The organism is Ereboglobus luteus (assembly GCF_003096195.1).
GTDB lineage: Bacteria > Verrucomicrobiota > Verrucomicrobiia > Opitutales > Opitutaceae > Ereboglobus > Ereboglobus luteus.
The window spans coordinates 2,425,260-2,437,877 of sequence record NZ_CP023004.1; the positions used below are offsets into that span (position 1 = coordinate 2,425,260).

Genomic DNA, 12,618 nt, shown 5'->3' on the forward strand with positions numbered 1-12,618 from the left:
ACGCACAAAGATATCAAAATAAGTTGTGTAAACTTGCCCTAAATAAATTTTATGAAACCCCTCAAACACCCAAACATAAACATGAAAACCAAATTTGCGGGTGCCGTGGCGACGCTCGCACTTCTCCTTACCCCAGCCGGTGCTCAAGTCACCACATGGGCAGGTGGCACTGGCGCATGGGATGTCGGCGCAAACTGGACGGGCGGCGCTGTTCCGCTAGGCACAGGCACCGCCATCGTAAACAACGGCCTCGCCAACATCGCTCTTGGGACAACTGGTTCCGTCGCGATTCTTGACATCGCCGATGGCATTGACTCCACCGGCACTGTCACCATCGATGGATTTCTCTACACCAATGCTGTTTCCTATATCGGCGGGCGTGGTGACGGCACCATTATTATTGGATCATCTGGAACTTACAAAATTAACAACTCCTTCCGAGTCGGTGGTTACACCGGAGCTGGCGATTCCCCGGGCGGCAACTTTCTGCTTGGTTCAGGCAATGGTCATGCTGTCATTTACGGGTTTCTTGATGGAGCGGGCAAAACCATCGCCGCCGGCTTCGGCGGAACGGGACGCATTGACGTCATGGCAGGGGGCACCGTCAGTAACAATAACGTCTATATTGGCGACCACGTCGGTGCCAGCGGCACCATCAACATCTGGGGCTCATGGGTAAGCAAAGGCAACGGCATCTATCTGGGTGACTCCGGCACCATGGGTATCGGTTCAAACGTCATAAACATCCATGATGGCGGATCCTTCGTCGTCAACGCCACCGCCAACGGCGGCGGTTTTCGTGTCAGTAACGGTGCCAATGCCTCCGGCATCGTCAATATTGCCCAAGGCGGCACCATGGCCCTCAACACCTCGGGTTCGGCGACTCATTTCTACATAGGCACCAACGCTGCCGGTGCCTATGGCGAAGTCAATGTCGATGGCTATCTTTCCTACATCACCACCTACACTGCCGGCGACCGCGTTTTCGCAGTCGGCTACGGCGGCAACACCACTAACGCATCCACGGCAAATGCCATTGGTGTCCTCAATATCGGCCAGACCGGCACCGTTTATATCCAAGGTGCAACCGAAGTCAGCATTGCTCGCATGGGTGTCGGTTCAGGCACTGCCACCAACCATTACGTCACTTCAGCTTCTGGCACCGTCAATGTCGCCGGTCTGCTCAACACCAATGGCACACAGCTTCTTGTCGGTCGCTCCGGTGATGGCTATCTAAACATCGCCCAGACTGGCACTGTTCTCGCTGGCAATATCCGTGTTTCCAACGGCAATAACGTCAATGGCATTTCCTACAGCGAGATAAATATTGAGGGTTATTTGGCCAGCACTGGCTGGCTCGATATCGCAGGCGCCGGCAATGCGGTCGTCAATGTTTTGGCCAGTGGCACTGTCATCACCGCCGACGACTTTACCACCGGGCGCAGCACCGGCTCCAAGAGCCCCATTAACACTGGCACCCTTAATATCTGGGGGTATGCCTTGGCTGGCGACCAGTTCGTCATCGGCAATCAGGGCAGGGGCTATGTCAACATCTACGACGGGGCCACTGTCATCGCTAAAACCAGTGTTGACCTCGCCATGAGCACGGGCACCAGTAGCGCCTACCTCAATCTTGCCGGCGGTGTCCTTCAAACACCCAAAATTATTCAGGGCTCCGGCTCCACAGCCACCATTCTCTTCAACGGTGGCACCATTCGCGCCGGCGCAAATGCGGATAACTTCTTCGTCAACTTTCCCGTTGTTGCTCTTGGCGGCGGTTCGCTCACGCTCGACACCCAGGCCTACGCCATCACTATCACTAACGCCCTCGCCGGAACCTCCTCCGCCACCTTGGACAAAACCGGCGTCGGCACACTCAAGCTCACCGCCGACAGTTCCGCCTACTCCGGAGCCCTCAACATCCGCTCCGGCATCCTCGCCAGCGGAAACGACAGTGCCAAGCTCGGCGGCAACGTCACTATTTTCGACGGTGCCGCGCTCGACCTCCGCAACGCCGACCTCGGAACCACTGGCAACCTTACCTTCGCGGAAGGCGCGGTCTGGGCCTATTCGTTGGACACCCAGCACCAGCTCGCCGCCAATAATCTCACCATTGCTGGTGATGGCACGCTTTACCTTGATCTCGGCAGCCTAGGCATTGCCGATCTCACCATGCCCGCCGCTTACACCCTCGGCACCTACACCACCGGCAACGGCATCTCCAATCTTGCCAACTGGACCGTGACCGGCGGCACCATTGGCTACGGGGCCGCCATAGACACCTCCTCCGTCGCCAATACCATCAAAGTCAACGTCAACACCGCCGGTGTGGACTTCCTCTACTGGCAGGGCGGCGACGGCAATTGGGATAGCGCCTCTGCCACATGGAAACTTTCCGGCACCGCGGTCAAGTGGGGCTATGGCGGTCTCGGAGTCTTTGATTCCGGCGCCGGCACAGTGACCATTACCGGCATCCAAACCTTCGATGGACTCCAGTTCGACGTGGACGGCTACACCCTCTTGGGCACGGGCACCCTTGTTGGCAATTTCCTTACAGGTGATGGTTCCGCCAATTTCAACGTCACTAACGCAGCCGCCACCGCTACCATCAACACCGCCGTCGTCGGCACCAATCTCAAAAAAGCCGGTCTCGGCTCTCTCACACTCGGTGGCCCCGTCACAGCCAGCGGCACCACCATCATCAACGGAGGCACGCTCTCCATCGGCGGACAGCTCGATAGCACCGGAGTTTTTGTCGGCAACACGGGCGACGGCACCCTCGAAATCCTCTCCGGCGGTGTCGTGCGCAGCAGCGGGGCCAACCGCATTGGCTTCACCGCCGGCGTCAACGGCTCGCTTCTTATCCGCGACGGCGGCCTCTGGCAAAGCACCGGCGGCGTTACGGTCGGCTACAGCGGCAACGGCAAAATCCATGTCGCCCAAGGCGGCGCGCTCATCCTTGACGGCGCATGCCTCTACATTGCCGACCAAGTCGGCTCCTCCGGCGCAGTTACCATCGACGGATACTACCAGAGTGGCGGCAACGGCACCTATTACCAGCCCATCGGCTATCGCGGCGTCGGCGCCTTCAACATCGGTCTCACGGGAACCGCCAGAACCGGCGGATTTGAAATCGCTCGCGAAGCCGGTGCCACGGGCAGCGGCACCGTTGCCGGCCTTTGGCAGATCACCGGCGTCAACAACACCGTCATCGGCAAAAACGGCGGCTCGGTCGGCGCCCTTGTCATTGAGTCAACCGGCACCATCATCAACTCCACCACCGCCGTCGGCAACTACACCGCCATCGGGCTCAACGCCGGGTCCAGCGGCACCGTCACCGTCCATGGTTATTTCGACACGGGCACCCGCTCCAATGGCACCAATGACGGCAACCTCATCATCGGCCATTCCGGCACAGGTCACATGTTTATCGAGCAGGGGGCGACGGTCCTCGCCTCCGGCACCGGTTCCACCACCGCCGCCCTTACCATGGGCAAAAACGCCGGTTCCTACGGTTATCTCAATGTCGCCGGCCTTCTTGACATGCGCGGCGGTGGTTATACCCGCATCGGCATAGCCGGAGCCGCCGACTTGGACATAGCCTCCACTGGCACGATGCTCGTTGGCCACTATTTTCAAATCGGCTATGGCGCACCCTCCATCCTAAACATCGCCGAGGGTGGAGCCCTTCGCACTGGCCAGTTCAACACTGGCGCCGATATCGGCTATGCGCATCTTTGCGCTGTGACAGCCAACGTCGCCGGCCTTTTCGACGTGAACGGTTCCCTGCATATCGCCCCTCATGACGACGAGACCTCCATCCTCAACATCGCTTCCACCGGCACCGTCACCACAAGAACCTACACCAGCATTGGCCACTACGTCGGCACGGGCACGGGGATTGGCACCATCAATGTCGATGGCTATCTGAACACTCCCACCTACCTCCTCGTCGGTGGTTCAGGCGCGGGTGTCATGAACATTGCAGCCACCGGCACGGTTATCGTTGGCTCATACGCCAATGTCGCCGCCAACGCCAACTCCAGCGGCACGGCCAATGTTGCCGGTTTTTGGCAAGTCGGCAGCAACCTGCGCATTGGGCAAAATGGATTTGGCGCGCTTAATGTCGAGGACAGCGGCACTGTTACCGTCGGCGGCATTTTCCAAATTGGCTCCTACCATTCGGGCACGGCGCTCATCGACGGTTATGTTCACGCCGCCTCGGACGCTTATGTCGGCACTTACAATGGTGGCACAGGTGTTGCAACCATCGGGCAGGACGGTGTCCTCAACGCGGTCGGCAAGCTGGTCATTGGCCACGAAGCCACAGCCTCCGGCACTCTTTTTGTTGAAGGTCTCGCCAAGTCTGAAAATCTCATGGTTGGATCCACTGGCACCGGCGTGCTAGATATTCAGTCCGGCGGCACGGTCGCTGTAAGCAATACCGCCTCCATCGGCTACAATGCCGCAGGATCCGGCATGGTCAATGTGGCGGGCTTCTTCGATATTGGCAATGATCTCAACATCGGCACGGCCGGCTCCGGCATGCTCGGCATTAAATCGGGCGGCGAGGTGCGTGTCGGTGGCACGACCTTTGTCGGTGCCACGGGCACGATCAGTGTCCTTGCCGGCGATCCCGGCGCAAACGCGGCCAAGCTTGGCGGCGATGTGATCATCCAGTCCGGCGGCATGCTCGATCTGCGCACAGGTCCGCTCAGCATCACTGACAACATTACCTTTGAAAACGGAGCCTTCTGGCATTACTCCCTCACCGGGAAGAACGAGCTCGATGTCAGCGGCACGATTACCATTGGCGGCTTCGGCACGCTCTACATCGACCCGGATGGATTGAATATCGAGACAGGCGTTCCCGGCGTTTATACGCTTGCCAACTATCAGGACATCGTCAACTCGGGCAGTCTGGCGTCATGGCTGATCATGGGCCCCGGGTTTTCCCACGACGGCGTCTTGAGCGCCAGCACGGCGCCCGGTTCGATTACCCTCAATATCGGCACCGCCAAGTATGACATTCTCGTCTGGAAGGGTGGGGACGGAGACTGGGGCGTGCTCGACACGGACTGGCGGCGTGAGGGAGCGGATGCCAATTGGAACCTCGGATCCCTCGGTCTGTTCCAATCGGGCACCGGCACCGTGACGGTCACCGACCGGCAAACCATTTCCGTCCTCCAGTTTGATGATGTTGACTACACATTGGAAGGCCCCGGCTCCTTGGCGGCGTATGGAGGCAACGCCTTTATCAACACCACCGCCGCCACTGGCACCGCCACCATCAATGTCGCGTTCGAAACTGAAACGCTCGAAAAGACGGGCCCCGGCACCTTGGTTCTCGGCGGTGCGGCCAAATTCACGGACAACGTCAGTGTGGAATCGGGAGCCCTCGAAATCGCAGCAGCAGGCACACTGGACACCGGCAGCGTCGAAATTTCCGCCACTGGCGCCGGCAGGACTGCCTCCGTCACCGTCGCTGGTGTCATGACAAATACCGGCACACTCCTCATCGGCGGCACTGGCGCCGGCACGGGTGCGCTCGTCGTTGCCGACGGCGGCGTTGTCAACCAAGGCAGTGACACCTTCGTCGGCAGTGCCGATAACGCGTCCGGCCTTCTCCATGTCGAAAACAACGGCGTCTTCACGCAGGCTGCGGGCAATCTCATTCTTGCCAATGAAGCCTCCAGCAGCGGCACGCTCATTGTTGAAGGCAGTGGCACCGTCAGCGTGGTTGGTGACATCATCATTGGCGCACACGGTTCAGGCACCGCGCTCATTGACGGCGAGCTCAGCAGCGGCACAAACATCTATATTGGTGCCAATGCCGGGGCGCAAGGTGTTGCCACCATTGGCCAGAATGGTTTCCTTGATGCTGCGGCAGACCTGATTATCGGCCGAGACGCCACCGCAACCGGCACCCTAGCCGTCGTGGGCAACGCCAAGTCCGGTGGCAATCTTTACCTCGGCCAAAATGACGGCTCCGTCGGCAATCTCCTCGACATCGCCTCCACCGGCACGGTCACCGTCGGCGGCACCACTTTTGTCGGCAACGCCGTGGATTCCCTCGGCACGGCCAAGGTTTCAGGTGTTCTCGACGCCACGGGCGGTCTCATGATCGGAAACCTTGGAACGGGCGTGCTTGAGGTTGTTACCGGTGGCACGGTGCAGGCCGTCGCCGGTTTACGCATTGGCGATGCCGTCGGCTCCAGTGGCACCGTCAGTGTCGGCGGTGTGCTTAATGTCAGCAGTAACATGTATATCGGCAACGCAGGCAAGGGCAGCTTGGAAGTCCTCGCCGGGGGAACCGTTTCCGCGGGCAGCAGCCGTCACTATATCGGAGATGATCCCACCATGGACAGCAGCAGCACCGGCGTCGGCAGCGGTGTCGGCTCTCTCATTATTCACCGTGACGGCTATTTCACCAGCGGCGGTATCAACGTTGGCCGTTACGGCGCAGGCGAGCTCACCGTTAAAACCGGCGGCACCCTCGTGCTCGACCACGCGACCCTCTACGTCGCGGGTGATTTGGGATACAATGCTTCCTCTTCCGGTATCGTCAATATTGATGGTTATTACCAAAGCGGCACCAACGGCACCTATTATCAGCCCGTCGGCTACGGCAGCAATGCGGTTGGCGTTTTCAACGTCGGCGCCACCGGCACTGTGTTCACAGGACAAATTAAGGTTGGGATTGAGGCTGGATCCACCGGCACCGTTAATGTTGCGGGTTTCTGGCAGATTAACGGCGGATCAAACGAAGTGGGCAGTAACGGCAATGGTTCGCTCATCATCGGGCAAAGCGGCACCATGATTATTCGCGGTGGAAACAACGACGATTACCTCCTCATGGCGCGCTACGCCGGCAGCTCCGGAGAGATCACCGTCCACGGTTTGCTCGACACCGGCACCCGAGGCCACGCTTCGAACGCAAACCTCTATGTCGGCTATCAGACTACGGATGTGATGACGATTGAAAGCACTGGCACGGTTATTGCCTCGGGCACCGGCGCGGGCACCCGCGTTATCACAGTTGGTCACGGTGCGAACAGCCACGGCACGCTCAACGTCAAGGGCTACCTTGCCGTCAACAACGGCGAGATGCTCGTCGGCAATGCCGGCACCGGCATCCTTAACATCGCCTCGACTGGCACCGTCACCGTTGACGGCCCATACCGTCAGGGAGTTAACGGCACGCTTATCGTCGATGCCTCCGGCTCGCGCACAAGCCCCTACATTACCGCCGAAAGAGCATCGCTTTCCGGCACGCTCGCGCTCGACGGTGCCAGTTTCGGTTATGGCACCGTGACCAAGGCCAGCGAGCTTACTGACTTTGGTGCGCTTGTTCTCAAGGCAACCTCCGGCACCATTGCGGGCAATTTCACTTCCATAGTCGGCATCGACGGCGGTGTGACTCCCGGTTACATCACGATTGGGGGGCAATCTTGGGATAATGGCGATGGCACCGCCTCCTACTATGCCGGATACCGCCTTGCATGGAATTCCCTGAATGGTGCACACGGCACTTTTGAACTCTCGGATGGCGAGACCTTCGAGGTGGACACGCCGCTTGCCAATCGTGTTGGCGAGGGCCTCTCCGCAGATTGGGATGGTAAATCGCTCACCAAGCTCGGTGGAGGCACGCTTATCCTCAGCGCGCAGAACATCTTTACCGGCACGCTCAACGTGGCCGCGGGCACCGTTCAACTCGGAGGCCCCGCCGCGCATAACTACAGGGGTGGTTTGGTCAATAACGGTGTGTTCGATTTCGGTGACGAGCCGCTTGTTCGTGCGGATCCCGCCACCTATCGCACCGTGTCGGTTGGAGGGATAAGAGCCGGCGAAACCGGGCTCTCCGGCAACGGCTCCATCCTCATGCGCGCCGACCCCGGCACCGGCGCGAGTGATCGCCTTATTGTCAATGGCAACGCCGAGGGAACCCACAATTTGGTTCTCAGTGTCGCCGACGGCGCCACTGCGCCAACCAGCGACAGCCCGGCGCCCGTTCTTGCCACGATTTCCGGCGAAAACAACGCCACCTTCACCGGCGGCCTTGACTTCGAGGGCACCAACTACGCCGTTGTCCAAAGCGTGCCCGGCACCATCATTCTCGCCACCAACGGCCAGTCCGATGCGTTCAGCGCGATCAGCAGCGTCCACGGCGCGCAAAGCGTCATGTGGTTCGCCTCTCAGGACAACCTCTACCGCCGCATCGGCGAACTGCGTTCCATCAGCGAGGAGCCCTCGGGCAAATACTCAGTTTGGCTGCGCGCCCGAGCCGAAAACTCCAGCTTCAGCTCCAGCACCAACATGCGTCCGTTTGAGATGGATCTTTACGGCTTCGAGATCGGCGCCGACAAGACCATCGCCGCCCTATCCGGACGCATGGCTCTCGGCGTCTACCTCGGATATGGACACGCCTCGCAAGACTTCGACGCGCGCAATGGCTCGGCCGACGGCGACAGCGACCAGCTCAGCCTTGGCGCCTATGCCGCATGGATGAACACCGAAGGTTGGTTCGCCAACGCGACCCTTACCGGCGCGCTTTACGACAACGAATTCACCTCGACCGCCCAAAACGGGTCCACTCCCACCAAGGGCAACTACGACGACACCGCCATCGGCCTTTCTCTTGAAGTCGGCAAGCGCATCGCGCTCGACCAAAAGATCGGCGCGGGCTGGTTCGCCGAGCCTTCGACGCAGCTTTCGCTCGTGTATCTCATGCGCGACGATTACACCACCAAGGGTGACAATCTTGCCGTGGACAGCGACGACGCGACCATCGCCCGCCTGCGCGCCACACTGCGCGCCGGACGCGCTTGGAAGCTCGCCAACAGCCATATCGAAATCGCCGGACGCATTGGCGCGGCCTACGAGGATAGCTCCGGCGGCAAAATCCGCGTGAACGACGGCACCCCGTGGCGTCCCAACGTGGACGGCGCTCGTGGCGAGGCCGGTGTGGGCTTGATCTGGCGTCCGACCGCCGCCGGCCAGCTCTACTTCGACTACGAGTTCGCCACCGGCGAAGGCTATCAGAAGCCTTGGTCTGTCAGTCTCGGCTACCGCCACGCTTTCTAATCAAAAAACAATCCGCGTATTGCAACTTGGGAGCCGTCACATATAGACGGCTCCCATTTTCGATACACACATCAACACACTCCGCGCACATTCGACATCACTTTCCAATGAAACACCCGTTCGCTATTTTACTCCAATCGATAATGCTAATGGCGTTTGCCATGACGCCCTCGCTTCGCGCAGCCGATGTCTGGGCCGATCCGACACGGCAGCACGAGGGGCTCGAGCCCGCCGCGGCGGCGATGACCGTGTTTGCGGACTCCGCTTCCGCCCGTTCGCTCGACCGCGCGAAATCGCCTTTCTACCGCTCGCTCAATGGCGCGTGGAAATTCAACTGGGTTTCGAGTCCCGAAAAACGTCCGCTCGATTTTTGGCGCGCCGATTTCGACGACCGCGCGTGGAAAACCATTCCCGTGCCTTCGTGCGTTGAAACCGAGGGCTACGGCATTCCCATCTACACCAACACAACCTACCCGTGGCGCGACGTGACGCCGCCCGACATTCCCGGCGACTACAATCCCGTCTCCAGTTACCGCCGCACTTTCGCCACGCCCGCCGAATGGCGGCGCGACGGACGCGAGGTGTTTATCACGTTCGAGGGAGTCAGCTCGCTGTTCACCGTCTGGCTCAATGGCAAAAAACTCGGCTTCAACAAGGACAGCCGCACCGCCGCGACTTTCCGCCTCACGCCTCATCTGCGCACCGATGGCGGCGAAAACATTCTCGCCGTCGAGGTGTTCCGCTGGAACGACGGCTCGTATCTTGAGGACCAGGATTTCTGGCGCCTGAGCGGCATCTTCCGCGATGTCTGGCTGTGGAGCGCGCCCGGTGTGCATCTGCGCGATTTCAAAATCACCACCACGCTCGACGCTTCGCTTCGCAATGCCACGCTCGCGCTCACTGGCGAGTTGAAAAACTACACCACCGCCGCCAGCGCCGCGTCCGTTTCCGCCGTGCTGCTCGCGCCCGGTGGCAAGCAACTCGCCTCGTTCGACATCCCCGCGGCAAACCTCGCCGCGTCCGCTTCCTCGCGTTTCGAAAAATCCATTCCCGTCACCTCGCCCGCGCTTTGGTCCGCCGAGTCGCCCGCGCTCCACACTTTGCTCCTCGCCGTGAAGGACGCCTCGGGCCGCGCGCTCGAAGTCATTCCGTGGCGCGTCGGTTTCCGGTCCGCCGAGATGCGCGACGGTCAGTTTCTCGTCAACGGCAAGCCCGTCCTTTTCCGCGGCGTGAATCGTCACGAGTGGGATGCCGACAACGGCTACACCGTCACGCGCGAGGGCATGATCGCGGACATCCTGTTGATGAAACAAAACAATCTCAATGCCGTGCGCACCTGCCACTATCCGAACACGCCCGAGTGGTATGCGCTTTGCGACGAATACGGTCTCTACGTGATCGACGAGGCCAACATCGAATCGCACGGCCAGATGAGCGAGACCTACGCGGGGCGCGCCATCGCGCTCGCCAACCTGCCCGAGTGGCACGAGGCGCATCTCGACCGCATTCGCCGCATGTATGAGCGCGACAAGAATCACGCCTGTGTCGTCGGCTGGTCGCTCGGTAACGAATCCGCGCACGGCAAGGCGTTCATCGACGGCTACAACTGGCTCAAGGAGCACGACGCCCGCCCCGTCCAATACGAGGCTGACAACAGCGGCGAGTTCACCGACGTGATTTGCCCCATGTATCCCACGCCCGAGTCGGTTGTCCACTATTCCGACCTCCCGCGCGCCAAGCCCTTCATCATGTGCGAGTATTCCCACGCGATGGGCAACAGCAACGGCGGCATCTGGGCCTACTGGCGGCCCATCTACGACGGTGCGCGCCACCTTCAGGGCGGTTTCATTTGGGACTGGGTTGACCAGGGCCTGCGCACGCCCGTGCCCGCGTCGCGCAAAGTCGAATACGTCGAGAATCCGAAATCGCTCACGCTCGATCCGAAGCTCGGCTCTTTCTACGCCTACGGCGGCAGCTTCGGCGAACCCGGACGTTTCCCGCACGACGGCAATTTCTGCGCCAACGGCCTCATCGACGCCGACCGCACGCCGCATCCCGGACTCGCCGAGGTGAAAAAAGTTTACCAGCCAATCCAGATGCGTGACGGAAGACCTGTGCAAGCCATGCACGGACATGTTCTGCCGTCGAATCATTATGGAGCCTACCAAATCACCATAACCAATTGGGCTGACTTTCAAAATACCGCCGACTGGCTCGACGCCGCATGGCGCATCACCGCCGAGGGACGTGAAATTCGTAGTGGCAAACTTGGTAAAAAAGGTTCTCTTTCCCTTGCTCCGCGCGAGACCAACACCGTCATCATCCCAAGCGCTCTCGCCTTCTCTCCCGAGCCGGGCGTCGAGTATTTCCTCGAAATTGACTTCACGCTCCGCGCCGACACGCCTTGGGCCAAGGCGGGCCACGTCGTCGCATGGGAACAATTCAAACTGCCCGTTGACGCTGTGTTTGTCGAAACCCGCGCCGCAAAACCCAAGCCCGACGCCCTCGCCGTCAACGAAACCGCCGCTGCCGTTACCGTCACCGGCAAAGCCTTCTCCGCCGCCTTCGACCGCGCCACCGGTTTCCTTGTCTCGCTCAAAACCGGCGACGCCGAGCTCCTTGAAAAACCGCTCGCGCCGCACTACTGGCGCGCGCCCGTGGACAACGACCGAGGCAACAAAATGATCGATCCCGGCAACCCCGCCCGCGGTGACGCGCTTCGCTCCACCGTGAGCTACGATGGCAAAAAGCCAACCTACGCCCGTCCCTCCGCCTACGGTCCCGGCGCGTGGCGCACCGCTCCCGACTCCTGGAAACTCGACCGCTTTGAGGTGGTGAAAAACGCCGGGGACGGAAGCGTCACCCTCACCGCCGCCGGCAAGCTGGAGGCGGTCAACCGCGCGCAAGTCCTCACATGGACGGTTTGCCCCGATGGCGATATTTTTGTCAGCCTCAAACTCTATGGCGACCCCGATCTCCGCGGCGCCGCCGAGCTGCCGCGCTTCGGAATGCAGACCACGCTCCGCGCCGGATTCGACAACCTCGCCTGGTTCGGCAAAGGCCCGCACGAAACCTATTGGGATCGCCAGGACGCGCGCGTCGGTCTCTACAAAAGCAAAGTCCGCGACCAGTTTTTCCCCTACATAAAACCACAGGAGACCGGCAACCACGTCGGCGTGCGCTGGATCGCTCTCACTGACGACAAGGGTCGCGGCCTGCTCGCTGCGAAGACTTACAACGGCCCGCTCCTCAGCGCCAACGCGCTCCACCAGACCACCGACGACCTCTTCTTCCCGACGCACAAGAAGGGGCAGTTTTATCCCTACCAGCTCCCCGAGCGCGACACGGTCACGTTCAACATCGACCTGCACCAGCGCGGACTCGGCGGCGACAACTCATGGGGCCGCCTCCCGCACGAGCAATACCGCCTCAACCGCTGGGCGCTCGAATACAACTACCGCCTCCGCCCGCTCGCCGGCGGCGAGGACCTCTGGAAACTCGCGCGTTAAAACGCTGATTTAAACAGAGTGATTC

The 12,618-nt window shown here is 60.6% G+C and carries 2 protein-coding genes; both read left to right on the forward strand.

The window, feature by feature from the left end:
• Nucleotides 1–81: 81 nt before the first annotated feature.
• A complete protein-coding gene (locus CKA38_RS09110) occupies nt 82–9,084 on the forward strand; it encodes an autotransporter outer membrane beta-barrel domain-containing protein (protein WP_161554820.1) in 9,003 nt (3,000 codons plus the stop codon).
• Nucleotides 9,085–9,191: 107 nt separating this feature from the next.
• Nucleotides 9,192–12,593, forward strand: a complete 3,402-nt coding sequence (locus tag CKA38_RS09115; protein ID WP_108825193.1) for a glycoside hydrolase family 2 TIM barrel-domain containing protein — start codon at nt 9,192–9,194, stop codon at nt 12,591–12,593.
• Nucleotides 12,594–12,618: the final 25 nt, after the last annotated feature.

Coding starts and splice junctions, on each gene's coding strand:
- CKA38_RS09110 (WP_161554820.1), top strand. CDS start 82: ATGAAAACCAAATTTGCGGGTGCCGTGGCGACGCTCGCACTTCTCCTT.
- CKA38_RS09115 (WP_108825193.1), top strand. CDS start 9,192: ATGAAACACCCGTTCGCTATTTTACTCCAATCGATAATGCTAATGGCG.